Origin of the sequence: Xanthomonas dyei (assembly GCF_002939865.1) — a bacterium.
Taxonomy (GTDB): domain Bacteria; phylum Pseudomonadota; class Gammaproteobacteria; order Xanthomonadales; family Xanthomonadaceae; genus Xanthomonas; species Xanthomonas dyei.
On the sequence record NZ_MDEE01000039.1, the window covers coordinates 1 to 20,117 of the forward strand.

The following is a 20,117-nucleotide window of genomic DNA, read 5'->3' on the forward strand; positions in this document are numbered from 1 at the left end:
CAGCGCTTGATCTGTTCTTCGTCCATCACTGCACTCATCGATGTCTCCTCTGAAAACTAACACCTGAGCAGAGTTTCAGTGGGTCATTACATTTCAGCGATTCGGGGATATGTTTCTCCTACGGGGCGCGAGCATATTTTTCGCAGGTCTGAGCCATCGCATGTTATGAGCCTAATATGTGAGTTATGCGATCTGTTCGGTGCATTGAGTGAGACAGATATCAGCGATTTTCTTTCTTTGCTCGATATCCCTGCAGAATCGACTGATCTGTCGCGCTATCTATTTCTTCTCCACAAGTGCGAACTTTTGTTCATTAAAGCTAAGGGGCACGGTCGCTACTATTATGCAGATGAATGGATTTCACGAGTTTCATTCGGACACAGCGCCGGCGCAAAGTTCAACAGGGAGCGAATAAAGATTGACACTGTGGCTTTTTATGAGGCAAGAATCCCGAGTAGAGCAAGTGTCGTGAAATCAATAAGGATAGCCAAATGATTGGCTTGGTTTCTAAGGTTTCTTCGCTAGTCGGGGTGTCAACATCGAGTTGCCGAATAATAGCGAGAGGCGCCTATCGCAGGTACAAAATCTTCGCCATTCCTAAAAATAATGGTGGCAGGCGTGTTGTGGCGCAGCCAGCAAGGGAGGTTAAGGCCGTTCAAAGAGCAATTTGCCAAATTCTCAGTGATAAGCTTGAGATCCATCAATCAGCGACGGCTTACAAGCCTGGAAGCTCCATCCTCGCTAATGCAGCGGTTCATAAAGGCGCGAAATACTTAACAAAGTTGGATTTTACAGATTTTTTTGGAAGCATTGACGGAGAGTCGATATTCCACTTGGTTGAATCAAGATGCCCTGATTTGAGTGCCGCTGAGCTCAAGTTTATTGTCGACGCCTGTACATGGAGACCGCAGGGAAGGGCTGTGCTTTGCATCGGTGCTCCAAGCTCACCATTTCTTGCCAACGCCATCATGTTTGAATTTGACGCGAAAGCGTTTGATTTAGCAAACCGCGTTGACGCGAAGTACACGCGATATTCTGATGATATTGCGATTTCTTCGTTAAAGCCAGACTTGCTGAAAGGATTGGAAGAGAACATTAGGAATTTGGTCAGGGGGTCTCGCCTGCCTTACATAAGGTTGAATGACCAAAAGCGAGTAGCGGTAGGTCGCTCTACATCAATGTCAATCACAGGCTTAACGCTCACAAATCAAGGTGGTGTGAGCGTGGGGCGTGAGCGAAAGCGAGGTGTCCGCGCAGGAGTATCTCGTTTTTTCAACGGTCAACTAAGTCCCGCTGAGATAGCTAAACTTAAAGGTGAAATCGCTTTTGTTTTAAGTATCGAGCCGAATTTTAGAGGGGTCCTTATAAATACATATGGGCTCCGTGCCTGGGAACTGCTGCCAAAGTCACAATAATGGTCTCAGATTCATGCAGCAGTTTCTGAGGACAACGGTGGCTGTTCTTACTAGGTGGCCCTGCACTTATTAGGTGGCCCTGCACTTAGGGAACTGGCTGCAACCTAGGAAGTTCTCGCTGCTGCGCCGGTTCCTTCTCTGCACAAGCGCGCTGCCGCAGCGCGGGCAGCTTGGTGTGGCGATAGTTGTAGAGGCAGTGGACTCAGTGGAAGCAAAGATAGGTTCGACGCGTGCTGCTTGTGGTGTCGGCTGCGCTGCAGCGTGTAGTTGCACCGCTCGTATCATTTCCAGCAGCTGTTCGCCGCTGATCAGTTCAATCGGCTTGCCTTGAGCAAAGCGCTCCGCGTCTTTTGTGTAGCTGCCGATACAGACGATCTTGGCCGCGTCAGCCTGGTGATGGGCGAGCAGGCCGAACATTTCTCTCACGACGCTGACGCCGACCTGCTGGCGTTTCCATTGCTTGCATTGCACCAGCGTGCGGCGGCCGTCCTTGCGCAGGATCAGGTCGATGCCGCCGTCTGCGCCGCCCAGGCCGGTTTCCTCGACGCGATAGCCTTGTCGGCGAAAAGCGTCGCCCACCAATTGTTCGAAGTGTCGCCAGCCGCCGGCCGCCAAGCTCTCCAGCGTTGTGCGTGTTTCCAGAAAGCGTCGCCGGCTGCGTGTGCCCAGGTAGGAGAACAGCGCGGCGAGCCAGCAGATGCCGAGCAGCATCCACGCCAAGGGCGCGAACATGCCATCTGATTGCTGGGCAATACCTTGCGACAGCATTCCGCCGTGCTGAGAGAACCACCAGCTGATGCCGTAGCGCACTGCGAGATACGCGGCAATCCCCGCAACGAAGGCGGCTGGCCACGGCAATGCGGCCAACGCTTCAAACCCGCTTTGCTTCTTTCTGCGTCCCATGCGAGAACCCCCGTTCCAGCTTCGACCATAGCCGCTGCAACAGGTTTTGTCAGTAGAGCATCTGCGTCGTTGCGAGCAACGTCTCACCAGATATCAGCGTCACGCGCTCGAATGCAAGAAGCCCAATTCTCGCTCCAGCGCTTGAGGCCGCTTATACATCAATCAGCGCGCCTGCTTGCATGGGCGTATCAATGCCATCGCGAAACCTCAGCGCCAGGGTCATTTCGTGCCATCTCATACCATCCGAGGCGGCGGAGCGATCGACTGGTCGCGCTGCTGCTCTTGTTGCTGGGACTGTTGCTGCCGCTGCGTCTCGCCTAAGGACTGCAATTGCGCCAGAGACTGTTCAACCGGCTGTGCGATGGCGTCGTTCGTCTTCATGTGCGCCATCTTGTGTGCGGGATCGTTCAACGCCCCCTCTACAACGAACAGGTTCTCGCCTTGTCGCACAGACTTATAGTTCTCGCTCAGCACGACATGATCGATTCTTGTCAGCCCATTCTCTTTAGCTAAGTAGGCGCTACTTGCTGCCAGCCGTGCGCTGTTGTCGTCGTACTCCCTGCCGAGACCTTGCTCAAGGCGGCGAACGGCATCTTCGGCTTGGCGATGGAGCGGATCCTGTGATGGAAGTAAAGAACCATGCCTAGGCACCACGGGCTGCTGATTATTCGGCGCTGGCTGCGCTGGTTCTTCAGTCCCGCGCAGTGGATTTGTACGTGGATCGACATGCAGCAATCTACGCGTCTGACCATTTTCGCTGATGTTCAGATCTGTAGTGCCGTCATCGTTGCGCACTCGCGCAAGATTTTGCCGCTCAACACCGCTCCAAACACCATTCAAGAATGCGTGACCCTGACCGGTCTTGTCCCAGGTCACCAAGTCGTTACCGGCAGCATAAAAGCCGGCACCATTGAATCGCGTTGGATCTGTCCGGTCTGTTGCCGCATTTTGATAGGTCGCGCCACGATCCAGCGCGCCCACGAATTCCTCTGCACGGTTGTAGTGCAGAAACAGGCTTTTCACCGCAGGGTATTCGTGCGCCAAGTTTTGGCCTGCCTGCGGCGCGTTGAGTGTTGTCGGGTCCACAAGCGGGTTGGCGACCACATTGGTCCATACTGTTGCAAGCGGGCTACGCGAATCCGCATTGCGCAATGCATTTACCACATCGGCGCCCTCCAGCGCCTTGTCTCGCCCAGCTTCCAGATAGTCGCCACGTCCAGTCGCCCTAGGATTCAGATCATCAATGGCGGCACTCACATCCGCGAGCGAATGGTACTGATTTGCCTCAATGTTGCGGATCATCGGTGCTGTGCGCGTTTCGTTCTGGTTGTAGGCTTTCCCAACCATCGTCGCCAACCTAACTTGGTCGTCCAGAGACGCATTCTGGTAGAGCTCACTCCGCTGCAAGGGCGCGATAGCGCGATCCATCAACTTGTCGATTTGCGCCACATCGCGTTGATGTACCCAGCTGATGCCTTCGTTAGAAGAAAGGAACGTGTCTAGCTTGGATTTCACTTCCGCATCGAGAGGCCGACCGGCATCAGCGCGGATAGCGCGGCCGTTACGGCCAAGATCGGCGATTGTCTGATCAACCTGCTGTTGACTGAGAACAAGATCTTGCTGCTGCCCATGCGCCCATTGTTGATAGGCATTCACGAGGTCCCTTGGAACGTTCTCCCCGTTAGGCATGTTCGGCTGATAGTGCTGCCCCAAGTCAGTTTGGATAGTGCCGATCGTGTAGCCACTGTTGTCGGCCGGCTCTAGCAACGGTGTCCTGAGATTGTCGCCAGCGACCTCCAATTGATAAGCGGCATATCCGCTTTCGGATGACACGCCGACAGCAAAGTACAGCGTGGCCCGCAATTCCTGATCTGTCAGCCTGCTCATGAGTCGCTCTCCGTGTCTGCACAGGTTTCGGATGGAATCTGCTTACCCTTGATATCAGGGTGCAAGGCGACATCTCGCTTATATGTATTGCCGAACTTCTGGTAGCGAACCAAGGCCCCCTTTTCAAGAACGAAGTAATCTTCTTCCCCCGAGAAGTTGGGGCATGCCTCATAGCCTGTCTCGCCATCATCGCTGCAGTAGCGAACGTAGAGCTTTCCGCTACGCACATCCCCTTCCAATTTTCCGCCACCTCCACGCGCGTTGGTTCCTTCGCTCCACTCTCCCGTGACCTGGCTCTTTTGCTGATTGAGGTCAACGCTGAGAAAGTGGCCAGAACCGCAGGCTGTGGCATACGCCCACTTGTTTGCAAAGTCACCGACCGTTGCACCAGCCGGTGGCGAAGCATTCGAGCATGCTGCACTCAGCGCGACTACGGTGAGTGACATGCACCGCATGATCTTCTTGTTGAATTTTCTTTGAGCTGTCATTGAACGCTTCCTTGATCTGCGCTATCGGCGACTCGGGCGTAGGACACAGCGACTTTACTGCAAGTCGCAATTTCTGAATTTGCCGACGGTCCAAAGAATCGCAGGTACGCCGTTGGCAAAAGGCACTACTGGGAAAACTGACGCTTTTCCGTGCGCCGATCACCAGTTGGTGTCTGGGAGCAACAGCGCATTCACATCTCCCTGGTGTAGAGCTGCAGCATTGACTAACGGGGCGTCATACCTATCGCCTGAAAGACCTGTTGTCGCTGAGGCGTTTCTGTTCACTTTGCAGAAATGAGGAGGAAACGGCAAACACGGGCAGGGTACGATTCCAGCCCTCTCCGTTTGAGCGCGCCTCGTTGTGGTCATACTTCCAGCACGCCCGATGCTTGATGGCCTCCCCGCCAGCCAGTTCCAGCTCCCGCCCGGACCTTGGCACACGGTGTGGGAGGCGCTGTGTACGTGCTTTCCGGTCGTTGGCGCTGACAAGTGGCGTGATCGCTTCGCGCGTGGGCGCGTACTGGATGCGCAGCAGCAGGCATTGGATATCGCTGCACCTTATCGGCTTGGTGCGGAGATCTATTACTTCCGCGAAGTAGCGGATGAGTCGATCATCGCGGCAACGGAAACGGTGGTGCATGCCGACGCGCATATCGTCGTGGCCTACAAGCCGCATTTCCTGCCCGTGGTGCCTGCCGGTGCGTATGTGCGCCAGACGCTATTGACGCGGTTGGTGCAGCGCTTGGATAACCCGGCGCTGGTGCCGCTGCACCGCATCGACCGCGATACCGCTGGGCTGGTGCTGTTCTCGGCCAATCCGGCCACGCGCGGGATCTATCAGGCGCTATTCCGCGAGCGACGCATCCGCAAGCACTATCTGGCGGTAGCGCCGCCGCTGCCGGGACTGGCGTTTCCGTATGTGCATCGCAGCCGGCTGGAGCCGGGCGAGCCGTTCTTTCGTATGCGCGAGGGCGTGGGCGAGCCGAACAGCGAGACGGTGATCGATGTGGTTGCGCGCGGCGCAGACGCGTGGACCTATCGGTTGGAGCCGGTCACCGGGCGCAAGCATCAGTTACGCGTGCATATGGCCGCGCTGGGCGCGCCGATCCTGCATGACCGCTTCTATCCCGATCTGGAAGATCAGCGGCCCGATGATCCCGAGCGGCCGTTGCAGCTGTTCGCGCAGACGCTGGCATTCGATGACCCGATCACGGGCGAGCCGAGACACTTCACCGCAACTGTCGGGCCAATGAAGCAGGCATAAAGCAACTGCGCCACGTTTCTCGGGTGCTACTTCAGCTCCTGCTCGAAGTCGGCCACGAACGTGCTGACCGATGCGCCGCACGCGTTGCAGAAGTCGCGCAGTTGGAGAAGATCCATCCGCCGTTCCCCCCGCTCGACATCACTGACATAAGACTGGGGACGGCCCAAGGCGGTACTCAATTCGACCTGGGTCAACCCGGCGGCCAGACGCAGCTCGCGCAGCTGCCGTAGCAGAATCGCGTAATCCTTCTTGTGGATAGACTTGGTGGGCATGGCTGCAAACGTGAAAGTCTGCCGCAACGCTATATCCCCTTTTCAAATATCCGAAAAAGGGATAAATTTGAGCGGCGGATATCTCATCCGCTCACGTCGAGGACGGATGCCATGACGACCACGAAAACCCGCAAGACGACTGCGCCAGAGGGCAGAACGCAAACGCGGGAGGAACACTTCACTTTCGGCGTCACCATCGAGCAGATGGATCGGTTCCACATGCTGTTGCGCACGATCACTGCACAGAGCGACATGGTGGCGGTGTGCAGCGGCAAGCCGCTGGACGCCACCAGCCTGTCGATCCTGGGTGAGAACATCTTCAATGCCGCCCGTGCGGTGCGCGCCATCGTCGATGAGATCGACGCGCAGCGGCTATATGATGGCGGGGCAGACCCAACTGACTGACGTGGCGCGGCAGGAAGGCATGCGGGTACCGGCTCCAACAACCAACATCAAACGCCCAGTGTGCGCGCACCGTGCGTTGGTGCATCTTGCTGTTGCGCCAGCGTCTGCGCGTTCTGCTGCTGCAACTGTTGGCGCTGATCGATCTGCGCCAGTTCGCGAAACGAGGTTTCCACTGGCGTTGTAACCGCCTGGTCGGTTGGCATGTGTGCGCGCAGATGCGCTGGGTTCTTTGGATCGCCTTGCACTACGAACACGTATTGGCCTGCCTGCGCATCGCTGCCGTCTTTGCTTAGAAACACGTGGTCCACACGGTCGAGCCCATTGGCTGCCGCCAGTGTGGCCAGGCTGGCGGTCATGCATGCGCTGCTTTGATCGGGTTGGCGCCCGAGTTGGCGGTCCAGCGCATCAACGCCTGCGCTGCATTGCTGATGCAACGCGAACCGTGGGTGGCCGGGTTGGTCGGGCGTGGCAACGGATGCGGCGGCCGCTACCTGCGTCGCCTGTTCCTGCGCATTGGACGGTGTGTTGTCGGACAACAGGTAAGGGCTGCGGACGATGGGCAGGTTGCGATACGGGTCATCGGGATGGAACTCGCGCCTTAGTTCCTGTCGCTCTAACCTGAGTTGGCGCGTGTCGTTGAGCTCCTGCAGTTGGTGGGGATCTCGAATCGGTTGAGATGTGGGCATTTCCCCTGTTGAGGTCACCTGGGTCCATTGTTTGGACCGCGCGTCGTATAGCGCATAGGAACTGACTGCCCCAATCCGGTCTGAATCCGTGTTGGGCAGCGCCTGGGTCGCCAATGTTCTTGCCCCAGCCATGTGCCCCATGTATGCCGTCGCATCCAGGTCCTGATCGTTGTAGGTGTGCATGGTGTCCCAGCTGGTCGTGCGCATGCGCGACAAGCCAAGGGCCGTGTTGTCCAGCATCATCGTCCAGGCCTGTTCTGCCTCACCTTCGCCACCATTGCGCCGTGCGGCTTGCAGAAACTCGCGTGGCGTCCAGGCGTTGGGATCGATCTGGTGCGCTTGGAAGCTGCGGTCATGCACGTCTTGCACGTCACGGACGGGGAGATTGAGCGCAAGATCCGGGCGCCCTGCATCCAGTTGGCCCCTGCGTTCGTCCAGATCGCGGCGCATGAGGTCAACGCCAAACTGGTTCCATTCGCGCTCGCTCATCCTGATGCCGCCCTCGCGTGCGCGGTTGTCGGCAAAAATGTTTGCGGTCGCTCCAGGCGCGTTGTCGTTGCGCACCACACCTAACGCAAGCAGGCCGTAGCCGTCGTTGCCATCCTTGTGGGCGAGGTAGTTCCAATACAGCTCGCGATTCTCCTCCCGCGCATAGGCAGAAAGAATCCTAAGATCGTCTTGCGTCAGTTCTGGCATGCATCACCTCCTTGTCGTTTGAAAGAACTCAGGTGCCGGTGCGGGGCGGCATGAAGTCTTTCAGTGCGTTCCGTGCGCGGTCCTGGATCTTCTTCCAGTCCTTCAATGCGACGCGCACATAATTGATCTCCACTGCGACCTTCAGTTCCGGAATGACGAACATCTGCTCGCAGGTGGGAATTTCCCGCTCCTTGCTGCGGACAAGCTTGCCCTCGCGGAACTCCACGCCGGAGTGTTCGACCTCGCGCGAGGTGCACTTGATGATGGTGTCGATGTTTCCTTGTGCATCGCGGCTGACATACCAATCCTTGTAGTAGCTTGCCTCCATGATGGAATTGGATGGTTTGAGCCCTTGCGCTAGATAGTGCGCGCGGTACGCAGCGACGTTGGCGTAGTACGGCGTGAGCCCGTCCTTTTCTTCGCCCTTGATGCGCGTGTTGATGTCCGCTTCGGGAGTGTCCTGCGTTGCGCTGTCCGGTGTGTATTGCCGCCGAAGGAATGCATCGGGGTCCACGCGGTCAAGATAGCGATAGCCGATATTGACGGTGCGGGTGGCCACATCCAGCTTCAGGTGGGCACGCTCGCCAGGAGCGAACGCATTCAACTCCGGGTATTCCAGATACAGCCCGAAGCTGCCATCGAAGTTCGGCCCCATCTGGTCATCGAAGTAATTGGCGGGAATCTGCAGCTTGTATGGGCCCAGGCATGCTTCCATCACCGGCGGCGGCTGGGTGCCGGGGTCTTGCGGGCCGCCACGTTGCCTCACGCATCCTTGTTCGTTGGTCATGGTGCTGGCGCTTTTCTGTGGTGCGCTGCAGCCCGGGATGGAGAAGCCCAATGCCATGAGCGCAAGGCCGGCCAGGGCCAATGGGTGTCTCATGCATCCTCCTGTGCAGCGTGCTGGAGTCGAGTCCAGGCAGAGCCCGGACTGCAGGCGACGGCGTTGCGTGCAGCCGGGCGAATCGGTACCGCTACCGCGCGTCAGCCTCAACGCACCTTGTACAACACCGCCGCACCCGGCCGGGGCTCGAACATCGGCACGGTCTGCTGCTTGAGTGCGGTGCCCTTGGCGTCCCACACCAGCGTTTCGACCGGGTAGTCGTCCTTGCGGGTCATGGTGTCGATCTGCTTGACGATCACGGTCTTGCCGGCGGGCACTTCCGGGTTCCAGGCGAACACGCCCAGGCGCCCGTAGAACACGGCCGGAGCGGTGGCATCCAGGCGGCGGTCGGGGCACATCACCAGGCCACGCTCCAGCATCACGCGCAGCGCGCCGACAGGCACGGCCTTGACGGTGGGGCTGGTGCGCTCGGTGCTGTGGCCGGGGCAGACATTGGCCGATCGGGTGATCATGTCTTCGGCGACTTGCCGGTCGGATTGCGCCAACGCCGGCACGGCGGTGGTGGACAGGGCAAGCAGGGCAACGGCGGACTTCCAGTTCATCGGCGACTCCTCATGAAATGACACTCCAGAAACGACGGCCCGGGTCACCCGGTGCCGCCAGCAACGCGCCCAGATGCTAGCAAGGCGGTTGTTAAAGACTGCCGATGGCAATGCCGGCTGACTGACGCAGCGGCTGTCGGGAGACTCCCGATTGAGCGCGGTCAGCCGCACCGTTAGCGTGCGCGCTAGACACTGCCGGACTGCACCGTGGAACGCGCCGACCTGATTGACTCATTGCTCATTGGCATGCGCCGGGCCGAAGCCCTGCGCGCGCAGCCGTCCAGCTACAGCACCGCGCACAGCGCGCAGATGGCAGTCGATCACGGCAAGGCCGCCGACGCCGAGCTGGTGCTGTCGCTGTTCAAATTCAGCCCGGAGCATCTCAAGTTGCTGGGCGGTGCCGGGATCGAGGCGCTGGGCGAGATCGTGTGCCACGCCTGGGCACTGCACGGTGGCAATAACGAGGCGCTGATTCGCTGGTTTCGCGAGCCGATGAACGCGCTGGATGGCCAGACCCCCGCCGCATTGGTCCGCTCCGGCAGCCTCAAGGTGCTGCTGCTGGTATTGCGCCAGCAGATGGAGTGGGAGCTGCCCAAGCGCTCGGCGTGAGCAGCTGAGAAACCGACTGTATTCACCGCCTGGCGGGCGTGGCCGGTGCGCGGTGCGCGCGTGCACACCGGTGATGGGTGCATCGTCCGGAGTCACCTGACGACTGCTGGATACGTGTTGTTAGCCGCTCTCAGTGGTAAGGCGACGATGCACGCGGTGTCGTCAGTGCGCGGTGTGGTCAGTGCCAGGCATCTTGCGCGTCGTGCGCTGCACGTTGGCGCAGGTATCGCGATGCGCAGCTGCGTTGCTGCACACAGCAGCCCTGCATGCGGTTGCACGAGCGCGCTGCTGGGCCGTGCGGTGTTGCACCGCAGGCGCAGATATCGCGTTAATCAACCGCGCGAAACCCCTCACGCACACCGCCGGGACGCCACGCGGCGGCCCCGGCAGTGCGTGGGCGCACTTACTGCTTCGGTCGCGCCACTGCGTACATTTCCGCGGCGATCTTCTTCATCAGGGCGTTGCCGTCGTCGCCTTCCTTGTACAGGTCGAAGTGGCTGCGGCCTTCCAGATAGCGGAAGTCGCTCTTGGCGCCCAGGCCGTCCAGCACCGACTGGAATTTATGCGCCGCGCCGTCCAGGTAGAACGTGTCGGCGGTGCCGACAATCAGGTGAATCTTGCCGTCCAGGTCCGGCTTGAGCGTGGGCCACTGCGCGGCCACGCGGGCGGCGATGTCGTAATGCGTGCGCCAGTAGGCTGCCACGGCCGGGTCGACCTTGCCGGTGTCGCGGTCGAACATCGGCACCGGGCGGCCGTCGGCGCCGCGCGGGGAGAACACCCATTCGAATGAGGTGAGCTGGCCGCCGTACGGGCCGAGCACGCGTTCGAGCTTGGCGAAGGTTTCCAGCTCGGCCACCACCTTGCCCCCATCGCGGACCAGCGGGAACTGGCTGCCGTCGGGGCGCCGGTAGACGTTGGCATTGGGCGCGTACAGATCCGGGCCGGTGAAGTCGCGGAAGTCGCTGGAATCGGGCGAGGTGGACCAGGTGCCGCCGAACAGTTTGGGGTAGCGCGTCTGCAGCCACAGCGTGGCCCAGCCGCCGGACGAGTGCCCGGTCAAGATCGGCCGCTGGCCTTGCCGTCCATCTTGTACTGGCGCTCCAGCGCCGGGAGCAGCTCTTCGGTCAGCGCGGTGCCCCAGGGGCCGTTGTTGACCGAGTCGGCGAACTCGTGGGTGCCGGTGGGCGTGGCCTGATCCAGGAACACCCAGATCATCGGCGGCATCTGCTTGGCCGCCATCGCGCTCCAGGTGGCGGCGATGCTGCCGGCAAAGCGGTTGTAGTTGCCGCCGAAGCCGTGGGTGACATACACGGTGGGGTAGCGCGTGCGGGCCTTGGCGTCATAGCCGGGTGGGGTGAGCACGCGTGCGCGCAGCGAGACCGGCCGGCCCCAGAACGCACTCAGCGACGGGCTGACCATCGAGGCATCGGTGGTGTGCAGCTTGGCCTCGGGCACGGCGTCGCGCACAGCCTGCGGTGCGCGTGGCGACACCTGCCACGGGTCGTCGGAGACAGGCAGCTGTGTGCTCAGCGTCAGTGCCGGCAGCGCTGCGCCTTTGCCCAGGGTGACCGGCGTCACCGCGCTCAGCAGATCGCCGCCATCGCGGCCGCTGTAGCCATAGCTGTGGTCCGCGTCCAGCACGGCCTGGAACAGATAGGCACCGGCCGGCAGCGCAGAAAACCCGTTCGGGTAGGCGATGTTGTCCAGATCGATCTGCACGCTGGCCCCCGGCGCAAGCCCGGCGACTTCCTGCGCTGCCACCGCGGTGGCACTGGGACGGAACGGGTTGGCATCCACCGCCTCCACCTTGCCGTCCTTGGCTTGCGCTTGCGCGTCCTTGGCCAGGGTGGCGAACACCAGCAGCCGCCCGGAAACGGGCTGGTCGGTGGCGCCACCCAGGGTGACGCGCAGCAGGCGATGCGCGGCCTCCGGCTCGGCGGCGTGCGCGGCGCAGGCGCACAGCAGGCCAACGGCCAGCCCAAGGCGAGGTGCAAGACGATGCAGGGACATGCGGATCCTTTGAGACGCAGATGGATGGAGTGGGCGTGGCAGCCCTGGGCGGACTGTAGCCAGTTTGCAGCGGGCTGCGGGCTCTTGGTGCGATGTCAGGTCAACGGATCCGATCTGCCTGCCCTGTGACCCTGTCCGGCCGCGCTGGCCAGCGTCAGCAACCGGGTGGCCTGACTGGCGTGTACGCAGGTTGCGCCGTGCAGTGATTCCATTGCTACGGCCGTGGATTTTCAGTATCGGTGGATCACTGAGATTGAGAACAGATCCGACCTTCTGTCGGGTTGAAAATAGGCGATGCATCACGCATCGAAGTGAATGAGACGATTTGTCGGGTTGTGAAACGACCGCTCTCCAAGATCGCTATATCAAGCGTTTCTCAGCGTGCCGAGTGACATATTCGTTAGAGCATGCGTTGGCGAGAATCGTGAGATCGAGATTGGAATCAAGCGAGAACGTAAACCGACGGTTTTTATTTGGATGGCTGAGTGAGACATATCACTTGTGCGGGATGCGCAGGAAACGTCGGGATGAACATGTTCGTCATGCCAGGCAACGCCGCCAATGCGCGTCCAGTGCCATTAACCCGCTTCAGACTCAGGAGTTTTCGACATGCATCAAACACTCAGCCTTTCTCGCCAACTCGTCGCATGCAGTGCATTACTGCTGACGACGGCGGTGTGCATGGAATCGACTATTGCGGCCCCGGTCAGCAACACCGAGCGGGTTACCTTGAGCCATGTCTTCGCCACGCTGCAGAGCGGGCAGGAAGACAAGAAGCCGGAAGACATTGCCGCATGTCGCAAGCAGGTTGCGGCGCCGAGTTCCAAATACCTGGGCGTGGTGGTCACCACCAAGTATTCCATCGATGCGCAGTCCATGATCATGACCGCCTCGTCGTCGCTTCCCTCACCCGTCGCGACACAGCCGCTGATGCTGACGGTGCCGCTGTCCCCGTTGGGCTTGTCTGGCGAATATGCCTTCGGTGCGTTTCGCCCGAGCGCGTTGCCCAATACCTATGTGCTGTTTTCGACCGGGCTGAATTTCAAGGGGCCGCAGTCGTCCGTGCTGGTGCTCAACAGCGACAAAACCTACAACTGTCTGGTGACCAGCAATCCGGCGCCGTTCAAGGGAGCACTGGGGACCAAGCTGGGAAAAGACCAGGGGAGCTGATGTCTGCGACCGCCAGGTAATCGACGCACGAGCCGAAGACAGCTTCGGCTCGTGCGGTCGCTGCTTTCAAAGCAGTGCGTTAGAGATCGGTGCCGGAATGACGGTGTATCACCGCACGCTCCAGATCAATTCCACGGGTTGATGACGTCCAACCTCATCGCCGCGAACGGTGCCGTGTCGCGCGTGGCAACGGCCAAGCCTTGCGCGGCTGCCGTTGCAGCGATGTAAGCGCCGGCGCGCCCGAGTGTGAGTCCTACGGTTCTGGCTTTCGATGCGAGTGTCGCGAATGCGTGCGATGCGTCCAGGTCGAACGCCAGCAGGCGCCCGTTGAACAGCGGCAATACATCGCTTTCCAATCTTGCATGCAACGTGGATCGCTTGCGGCCCTTGGGCATCACCGCAATACCAAAACGTAGTTCAGCCACCGCCACGACCGACAGGAACAGCGTCTCAACCGCCTGCGCATCGATCCAGGCGATGACCTTCAGGTTGGGCTGAGGCCGCCAAAGTTCGGAGATGACATTGGTATCGATCAGGATCACTTCAGACCGATTGGCTTGATCGCGGCCTTGTCGCGCAACGAGTCGAACGCGTCTGCCTGTTTTGCTGTCAGGCCAGCGTCGCGGCCGATATCCACCAGCAGGGAGCCGAGTTTGACCCGGTCTGCGGGTTTGGCCGCCGACGCAAGGATTGCGCGGATCTCCGCCTCGGTGCTGCGGCCGTGGAGTGCGGCCCGCGCGCGGATTGCGCGATGCACTTCCTCGGGGATATTGCGGACGGTGAAAGAAGGCATGTTGCCCTCCCGATGACATCAGGGTGCCTGCACTTTAGAGAAGTGCAAGCACTCAGGCAACGCCAACACGCCGGTTATCGATGCAGTCATTCCCGCACTAGCAGGTAAGTGGAATCCGGCCCAACCCAGACCCACCGCTTACCGATACGGCCCCGGCCCGCGCCAGACTGGCTCGCCCTGGCGGTAGACCTCCATCATGTTGATGACCTCGCGGGCGTCGCCGATGTTCTTCAGTTCCGGCGAATCCGGCGGCAGCAGGCGGCATTTGCTGGAGCCGCGTTTGAGCGCGACATCCAGCGGGCAGACCATGCGTTGCTGGGTGCCGGGCAGGATGATGGCGATCTCCTGCATGCCCTGTTCCTTCCACGCGCGCAGCTGGGTTTCGCTGCGCACGTCGTAATAGACCTGGAAGCCGCCGATATCCATGCTGGGCTGGGCGTTGCTGCGGTCGCGGCGGCGGCCTTCGCTGATGGTGGGCGTGTTGGCGCTGCCGTCTTCGGCGGCATCGGCCGGTTCGTCGAGCATGCCCGGTGGGCGGCCGGTCCAGGTTTCGGGGCGGCGCTGCGGCGGCGATGACGGTTCGGCCGGCGGTTGCGGCGGGGTGGGGCGCTGCACCGGTTGTGCACGGCGCTGCTCGGCCAGGCTGCCGCGGCGGGTGTTGCCTTGCGGCGGCACCGGATTTTTGGCGTTCTGCACCAGCGTGGATTGCAGCGGCGAGGCGGCCGGCGGCGGCTGCACCGGCGCAGGGGTCTGCGAGGGCGGTGTGGGCGTCGGCGAGGGCACGGGTTGCTGCGGCTGATCGGTGTCGCCGACAAAATCCACCTTGGTGCGGCCACCGCTGGCCGAGCCTTGCGGCGGGGTCATGCTGGGGGTGGAGGCGGACAGCAGGATCAACAGCATCAGCACATGCAGCAGCGCGCTGATCAGCGCGGCGATCCACGGCTCGATACGTTCGATCAGCGGTTCGCTGCGGGGCAGCCAGTCGCTGGGGTCCAGATGGACGTGCAGCAGTTGCAGCGCGTCGTCGCGCACGCGGTAAACCAGCACGTAGGGCGTGTGCTTGACCACCCACTCGCGGGTACCGGGCACGCGGCCGGCATGGCCACGCCCGGGCTGCTCGGCCAGGGTGCGGGTGGCGTCCAGCACCTGTCGCGCCATCGCCGCGGCAATGGTCGGGTTGAGCGCGTGGTAGTGATCCTGGGCGTGGGCGAGCTGCTTGGCGGCCGGGACGGTCCAGTCACGCCGCAACATCAACGCCCCATCTGGCGAACAGTGCGGTGACCTGGGCCGGTGCGGTGATGTCGCCTTGGTCGGCTGCGGCAATCCCGTCCAGCACCGCGGCCTGGAAGCTGGCCGCCTCCACGACGCGCACCACGTCCTGCCAGCCTGCCGTGTCGGGCAGGGTGTCGATCAGCGTGTGGGCGTGGTGCTTGATGGCGGACATGGCACTGCGGTGGGGGAGTACTGCCGCCAAGTCTACCGCCGCGGCCTTGATCCGCGTGTGGCAATGGCTGGCGTGCGCGTGTGCGGCGTTCACCGGGGGCGATGGCAGCGGCGGTCGGGAGAGCGACGCACCCAGGAGCCGGCCGCCGTGAGGTACGCCGCCGGCCGCAGAAAGTGACACTTGGCACCTTGTTCGCGGTGCCAGCGGGTTTCATCCTGCAGCCGTCACTGCACCCACACAGGATTGGTCATGCCCGCTGCTGCCATCGCACCGTTTACCCCGTACCTGTCGATGGCGGCCATCGCCTTCATTTACTACCGGCGCATCCGCCGCAGCTTCGGTCGCCAGCAGTGGAAGCCGGTCGGCACTGCGGTGCGTGCGGCGGTGCTGGTCATCGCCGCCGCCGCGCTGGCGTTTGCGGTCTACGGATTACCGCAGGTGCGGCTGGGCGTTGCGCTGGGTACGGCGGCCGGCATCGGGCTGGGCGCAGTGTCGCTGCGTTACACGCATGCCGAATGGGTGGACGGCCGCGGCTGGTACGCGCCCAATCCATGGATCGGCGGGGCGTTGATGCTGGTCCTGCTGGGCCGGCTGGCCTGGCGCTGGGGCGCCGGTGCTTTCAGCGAGGGTGCGGCCGCTGCCGGGTCGCAGGCCAGCCCGCTGACCTTGGGCATTGCCGCCGCGCTGGTGCTGTATTCGCTGGTGCATGTGGGCGGGGTGTGGTGGCGCCTGCGTCAGCTGCGGTTGCAGGCCGCGGCTTCCGCAGTGGTGTGAGCGGGTGCGGTGCGCGGCATCGGTGACGCCGCATCACACCTGCGAACGGAACGGGAACACCAGTTTTTCGCCCAGCTTCTGCCGCAGCGGCCGCGCCCGCCAGCGTTCCAGCGTGTACTGCTCGGCGCGTTGCAGGTCGCGCTCGAAGACCTCGGTCATGCGTGCGGCCAGCGTGGCGTCGTAGACATTCAGGCTGGCCTCGTCGTTGAGGCGGAACGAGCGGATGTCGAAGTTGGTCGAGCCCACCGACACCAGCAAGGTGTCGATGATCAGCAGTTTGGTGTGCAGCATGGTGGGCCGGTACTCGTGGATGGCGATGCCGGCCTGCAGCAGCGGCTCCCAGCTGGCCTTGGACGCCAACCGCACCGACACCGCATCGATATGTTTGCCCGGCAACAGCACGCGGATCTTGACGCCACGGCTGCGCGCCTCCAGCAGCGAGCGGGTGATCAGCGCATCCGGCACGAAGTACGCCGCGGCCAGATCGATGGACGTGCGTGCCGCGGCAATGGCGATCAGATACATCAGGTGCATGCTCTCGCTACCGCCGGCCGGCGAGGCCACGAACAGCTGCGCATCGCTGTCGCCGGCTGGCGCCAGCTGCGGGTAGTACTCGGCGCCGTTGAGCACGCGGCCGGTGGTCTTGATCCAGTTGTCGTTGAAGGCGGCCTGCACCTGCGCCACCACCGGGCCTTCGATGCGGTAATGCGAGTCGCGCCAGTGCTCCGGGTCCTGCGCATCGCCCATCCATTGATCGGCCACGCCCACACCGCCGGTAAAGCCGATGCGACCATCGATCACCAGCAACTTGCGATGGGTGCGGTTGTTGACGCGGTGCAGGTTGTACCAAGTGAGGGGACGGTAACGGTGCACTTCCACGCCGGCATCGGTCATCTCTTCGACCAACGACGGGTCCATCTTCAAACTGCCGCCCCAATCGATGGTGACGCGCACCTTGACGCCGGCCCGCGCGCGCTCGGACAGCGCCTGGCTGAACTCGCGGCCGATCTCGCCCGACCAGTAGATGTAGGTTTCGAAGGTGATCGTGTGCTGCGCACCGCGGATGGCGGCCAGCATCGCCGGAAAGATCTCGTGGCCGTTCTGCAGCACCTGGATCTTGTTGCCGGGCAGGATCGCCGGCCCCAGCAACACCGACATCTCACGTTTGAACTGCGGGTCCGAAACGTCGTAGCAATGGCTCGGAATATGCTCGAGCTTCTTCTCAGGCGTGGCGAAGTTGAGCAGCAGCAGCCCCACCAGCAAGGTGATGACGACGGTGGCCACGATGATCCATGTCATGCATCCAACTCCGATTCCCCTGCCACTGCGGCCACAAGCGGCCGGCATTCTGCCAAGGCGCGCGGCATGGGGGTTGTGAAGGCAGGCGCGTGCGCTGCGCTGCGAGGCACTGCCGTGGTGCCGTGCCACATGCCGCTGCGCGTAGCGGCAGTTGCCGGCCTGCGCGCGTCAGCTGGCCTGGGTCAGAAACGCCACCGGTACCGCGTCGATGAGCCACACGCCATTGTCAGCTTCAAAAAACTGCAGGCCCTGGTCATGCATCTGTCCGGCCTGGACGATCAGCAAGACCGGCGTGCCATAGCGGGCGCCCACTTGCATGGCGGTCTGCGGATCGGCCGACAGATGCACATGGTGGCGCTGGCCCGGGCGCAGGCCTTCGCGCAGGATCGCGTCGAGAAACCGCGTGGCGGTGCCGTGGTACAGCAGCGTCGGCGGTGTCTTTGCCACGTGCGCAAGGGCCACGCTCGCCGTCGAATGACCCTGCACTGCACGGATGCGCAGGCCGTCGGCAGACAGCGCAAAGCGCTGCTTGTCGCTGCTGGAGACCACCGCGCCGATCAGCTCCGCATCCAGCGCCTTGCCGTGGGCATTGGCTGCCGCAATCAACGCGTCGATGTCTGCCCAGCCGTCGCGATCCAGCACCAGCCCGATGGATTCCGGTGCATGCCGCAAGACGTAGCTGAGGAATTTACTGGTCTCGGTGTGATGCTTGCTCATGGTGATTGCGCTGGACGATCCGTGTGCCCTGGACGCTGGAGTTTACAAGCGGGGATGGAGGCGGCTGCCTGAGCGCCGGGCAGGCGCGTTTGCTGCTGCGGTTCGGCGGTGCGTCCGTTTCTGGTGCAGCGTCCGCGCTTCCCAAACGCACGTGCCACCTGGGGCGTCATCACCGCAGTGGCGCGGCGAGACTGGATCTTTTGGATCACCTCGGGCAAGAAGGCCGACACGCGGATCAAGCGCGTTGCCACTGCCTGCGACATGCTCGCCTCCGGCAAGCGGCGTGCGTGCTGTTTCGACCGGTCGGGTATGTACAGCACATCGCTTGCGGCGCCAACGCCCAAAGCGGGCTGAAGCGGGCGCGCGGCAGCCGGATCTGCGGGGTGTATATGCGCCGAAATGCTTACATGCGTCACACAAGTGCGCACCTATACTCCCAGGCTGCCCCACCGAAGAGGTTCTGACCGCATGAGCGCACCCCCCTCGTCTCCGATCGCCGCCGGTTCTGGCGCAGCACCCGGTAGCCTTCGCCGCTCGGTGTCCAATACGCTCAAGGGATCGGCCGGCAACCTGGTCGAGTGGTACGACGTCTACGTTTACTCGGTATTTGCCACCTATTTCGAATCGCAGTTCTTTTCCAAGGAAGACAAGAACGCCACGATGTTCGTGTGGGCGATCTTTGCGATGACGTTTTTGATGCGGCCGATCGGTGCGTGGTACTTCGGTCGCTTTGCCGACCGCTACGGCCGGCGGTTGGCGTTGACGATCTCGGTGTCGATGATGGCGCTGTGCTCGTTCGTGATCGCGGTGACGCCGACGGTGGTCACCATTGGTATTGCCGCGCCGATCATCCTGCTGCTGGCGCGCCTGGTGCAGGGCTTTGCGACCGGTGGCGAATACGGCACCAGCGCGACCTACATGTCCGAGGCGGCGATTCCAGGCCGACGCGGGTTCTTGTCGTCGTTCCATTACGTGACCCTGGTGGGCGGGCACGTGCTGGCGCAGACCACCTTGCTGGTGATGCTGCACTTCTTCGATGCCTCGCAGGTGTCCGAATGGGGCTGGCGTGTGGCGTTCGGCCTGGGCGGTATCGGTGCGCTGGTGGTGTTCTGGTTGCGTCAGACCATGGACGAATCGCTGAGCTCTGAATCCATCGCCGATTCGCGCACCGGCAAGGCCAAGGCGTCCGGCTCGATGCGCGAGCTGTTCGTCAATCAATGGCGCCCGCTGTTGCTGTGCTTCTTGATCACGGCCGGCGGTACCATCGCGTTCTACACCTATTCGGTGACCGGCCCGAAGATGATCCAGACCGCGTTCGCCGGTGGCGACGTGATGGCCGGCACCATCATCAACCTGGTTGCGCTGACGGTGCTGATGCTGATGCAGCCGGTGGGCGGTTGGCTGTCGGATATCGTGGGGCGCAAGACCTTGCTGGTGTTCTTCGGCATCGGCGGCGTGCTGTACACCTGGTTCCTGGTGACCGAGCTACCCAAGCAGACCGACTGGTTGACCGCGTTCGCGATCCTCACCGTGGGCTTTGTGATCCTGACCGGCTACACCTCGATCAATGCGGTGGTGAAGGCGGAATTGTTCCCCACCCATGTGCGCGCGCTGGGCGTTGGCCTGGGCTATGCGCTGGCGAACTCCGCGTTTGGTGGCACCGCGCCGCTGTTGTATCAGGCCTCGTTGAAGACCGGTCACGTGAGCGAGTTTGTGATCTACGCAACCGCGGTGATTGCGGTGTCGTTGGTGGTGTACATGTTCTTCCTGACCAACAAGGGCAGCAACTGGCTGGATGACGAAGCGGCGATGCGTGAGCGAAAGCGATGATGTGTTGATGCA

Annotated in this window: 19 protein-coding genes and 3 pseudogenes; 8 read left to right on the forward strand and 14 right to left on the reverse strand. The window is 61.9% G+C overall.

Annotated features, from left to right (window positions below):
• Positions 1-491: 491 nt before the first annotated feature.
• On the forward strand, positions 492-1,415 hold the full coding sequence (locus tag XdyCFBP7245_RS19200) for a retron St85 family RNA-directed DNA polymerase (RefSeq protein WP_104617045.1): 924 nt from the start codon (positions 492-494) through the stop codon (positions 1,413-1,415).
• A gap of 69 nt (positions 1,416-1,484) precedes the next feature.
• Here the strand turns inward: XdyCFBP7245_RS19200 and XdyCFBP7245_RS19205 are convergent, their stop codons facing one another.
• The 3 genes and pseudogenes from XdyCFBP7245_RS19205 to XdyCFBP7245_RS19215 all read right to left on the reverse strand — a co-directional run bounded on the left by XdyCFBP7245_RS19205 (position 1,485) and on the right by XdyCFBP7245_RS19215 (position 4,693).
• Complete coding sequence (locus XdyCFBP7245_RS19205; protein ID WP_104617046.1) at positions 1,485-2,318, reverse strand: restriction endonuclease; 834 nt, start codon at positions 2,316-2,318, stop codon at positions 1,485-1,487.
• 234 nt (positions 2,319-2,552) lie between these two features.
• Positions 2,553-2,945 (reverse strand): annotated as a pseudogene (locus XdyCFBP7245_RS24945) (XVIPCD domain-containing protein); the annotation flags it as partial.
• 1,256 nt (positions 2,946-4,201) lie between these two features.
• The gene (locus tag XdyCFBP7245_RS19215) at positions 4,202-4,693 is read right to left on the reverse strand and encodes a hypothetical protein (protein ID WP_104617047.1); all 492 of its coding nucleotides are present in this window, start codon (positions 4,691-4,693) and stop codon (positions 4,202-4,204) included.
• 385 nt (positions 4,694-5,078) lie between these two features.
• Here XdyCFBP7245_RS19215 and XdyCFBP7245_RS19220 point away from each other — a divergent pair, with 385 nt between their 5' ends.
• Positions 5,079-5,957, forward strand: a complete 879-nt coding sequence (locus tag XdyCFBP7245_RS19220) for an RluA family pseudouridine synthase (protein WP_170068714.1) — start codon at positions 5,079-5,081, stop codon at positions 5,955-5,957.
• 26 nt (positions 5,958-5,983) lie between these two features.
• On the opposite strand, the gene XdyCFBP7245_RS19225 is transcribed toward XdyCFBP7245_RS19220, so the two are convergent.
• Positions 5,984-6,229: a helix-turn-helix domain-containing protein gene (locus XdyCFBP7245_RS19225; protein ID WP_014509625.1), complete on the reverse strand. Its 246-nt coding sequence runs from the start codon at positions 6,227-6,229 to the stop codon at positions 5,984-5,986.
• A 111-nt stretch (positions 6,230-6,340) separates the two neighbouring features.
• Here XdyCFBP7245_RS19225 and XdyCFBP7245_RS19230 point away from each other — a divergent pair, with 111 nt between their 5' ends.
• Positions 6,341-6,634: a hypothetical protein gene (locus XdyCFBP7245_RS19230; RefSeq protein WP_104617048.1), complete on the forward strand. Its 294-nt coding sequence runs from the start codon at positions 6,341-6,343 to the stop codon at positions 6,632-6,634.
• A gap of 47 nt (positions 6,635-6,681) precedes the next feature.
• Here XdyCFBP7245_RS19230 and XdyCFBP7245_RS19235 read toward each other — a convergent pair whose 3' ends face one another.
• The 3 genes from XdyCFBP7245_RS19235 to XdyCFBP7245_RS19245 form a co-directional block, all read right to left on the reverse strand.
• On the reverse strand, positions 6,682-8,016 hold the full coding sequence (locus XdyCFBP7245_RS19235) for an XVIPCD domain-containing protein (protein ID WP_104617049.1): 1,335 nt from the start codon (positions 8,014-8,016) through the stop codon (positions 6,682-6,684).
• A gap of 28 nt (positions 8,017-8,044) precedes the next feature.
• Complete coding sequence (locus XdyCFBP7245_RS19240; RefSeq protein WP_104617078.1) at positions 8,045-8,803, reverse strand: hypothetical protein; 759 nt, start codon at positions 8,801-8,803, stop codon at positions 8,045-8,047.
• A 200-nt stretch (positions 8,804-9,003) separates the two neighbouring features.
• Positions 9,004-9,435, reverse strand: a complete 432-nt coding sequence (locus XdyCFBP7245_RS19245) for a hypothetical protein (RefSeq protein WP_211287747.1) — start codon at positions 9,433-9,435, stop codon at positions 9,004-9,006.
• Positions 9,436-9,666: 231 nt separating this feature from the next.
• Here XdyCFBP7245_RS19245 and XdyCFBP7245_RS19250 point away from each other — a divergent pair, with 231 nt between their 5' ends.
• The gene (locus XdyCFBP7245_RS19250) at positions 9,667-10,068 is read left to right on the forward strand and encodes an antitoxin Xre/MbcA/ParS toxin-binding domain-containing protein (RefSeq protein WP_055852415.1); all 402 of its coding nucleotides are present in this window, start codon (positions 9,667-9,669) and stop codon (positions 10,066-10,068) included.
• Positions 10,069-10,471: 403 nt separating this feature from the next.
• On the opposite strand, the pseudogene XdyCFBP7245_RS19255 reads toward XdyCFBP7245_RS19250, so the two are convergent.
• Positions 10,472-12,078 (reverse strand): annotated as a pseudogene (locus XdyCFBP7245_RS19255) (alpha/beta hydrolase).
• Positions 12,079-12,687: 609 nt separating this feature from the next.
• Between XdyCFBP7245_RS19255 and XdyCFBP7245_RS19260 the strand changes: the two are divergent.
• Positions 12,688-13,248, forward strand: coding sequence for a hypothetical protein (locus XdyCFBP7245_RS19260; RefSeq protein WP_104617052.1), 561 nt, complete (start codon positions 12,688-12,690; stop codon positions 13,246-13,248).
• Between the two features lie 125 nt (positions 13,249-13,373).
• On the opposite strand, the gene XdyCFBP7245_RS19265 is transcribed toward XdyCFBP7245_RS19260, so the two are convergent.
• The 4 genes from XdyCFBP7245_RS19265 to XdyCFBP7245_RS19280 all read right to left on the reverse strand — a co-directional run bounded on the left by XdyCFBP7245_RS19265 (position 13,374) and on the right by XdyCFBP7245_RS19280 (position 15,485).
• Entirely contained in the window at positions 13,374-13,790 is a 417-nt protein-coding gene (locus XdyCFBP7245_RS19265; RefSeq protein ID WP_104617053.1) for a PIN domain-containing protein, read from the reverse strand.
• The gene (locus XdyCFBP7245_RS19270) at positions 13,787-14,041 is read right to left on the reverse strand and encodes a FitA-like ribbon-helix-helix domain-containing protein (RefSeq protein WP_104617054.1); all 255 of its coding nucleotides are present in this window, start codon (positions 14,039-14,041) and stop codon (positions 13,787-13,789) included. Before XdyCFBP7245_RS19270 ends, XdyCFBP7245_RS19265 begins: the two co-directional genes overlap by 4 nt.
• A gap of 138 nt (positions 14,042-14,179) precedes the next feature.
• A complete protein-coding gene (locus XdyCFBP7245_RS19275; RefSeq protein ID WP_104617055.1) occupies positions 14,180-15,292 on the reverse strand; it encodes a type II toxin-antitoxin system RelE/ParE family toxin in 1,113 nt (370 codons plus the stop codon).
• Positions 15,279-15,485 (reverse strand): hypothetical protein, encoded by a 207-nt coding sequence (locus tag XdyCFBP7245_RS19280; RefSeq protein ID WP_104617080.1) that lies wholly within the window; start codon positions 15,483-15,485, stop codon positions 15,279-15,281. The genes XdyCFBP7245_RS19275 and XdyCFBP7245_RS19280 overlap by 14 nt, the downstream gene beginning before the upstream one ends.
• 249 nt (positions 15,486-15,734) lie before the next feature.
• On the opposite strand from XdyCFBP7245_RS19280, the gene XdyCFBP7245_RS19285 reads away from it, so the two are divergent.
• Positions 15,735-16,259 carry a CcdC protein domain-containing protein gene (locus XdyCFBP7245_RS19285; protein WP_104617056.1) on the forward strand — a complete coding sequence of 175 codons (525 nt, stop codon included), beginning with the start codon at positions 15,735-15,737 and terminating at the stop codon, positions 16,257-16,259.
• Positions 16,260-16,292: 33 nt separating this feature from the next.
• On the opposite strand, the gene XdyCFBP7245_RS19290 is transcribed toward XdyCFBP7245_RS19285, so the two are convergent.
• Entirely contained in the window at positions 16,293-17,558 is a 1,266-nt protein-coding gene (locus XdyCFBP7245_RS19290; RefSeq protein ID WP_170068715.1) for a phospholipase D-like domain-containing protein, read from the reverse strand.
• Positions 17,559-17,726: 168 nt separating this feature from the next.
• On the reverse strand, positions 17,727-18,275 hold the full coding sequence (locus XdyCFBP7245_RS19295) for an RNA 2'-phosphotransferase (protein WP_104617057.1): 549 nt from the start codon (positions 18,273-18,275) through the stop codon (positions 17,727-17,729).
• A gap of 141 nt (positions 18,276-18,416) precedes the next feature.
• Between XdyCFBP7245_RS19295 and XdyCFBP7245_RS19300 the strand changes: the two are divergent.
• Positions 18,417-18,629: pseudogene (locus tag XdyCFBP7245_RS19300) on the forward strand (YdeI/OmpD-associated family protein); the annotation flags it as partial.
• Between the two features lie 114 nt (positions 18,630-18,743).
• Positions 18,744-20,105: an MFS transporter gene (locus tag XdyCFBP7245_RS19305; RefSeq protein WP_104617059.1), complete on the forward strand. Its 1,362-nt coding sequence runs from the start codon at positions 18,744-18,746 to the stop codon at positions 20,103-20,105.
• Positions 20,106-20,117: the final 12 nt, after the last annotated feature.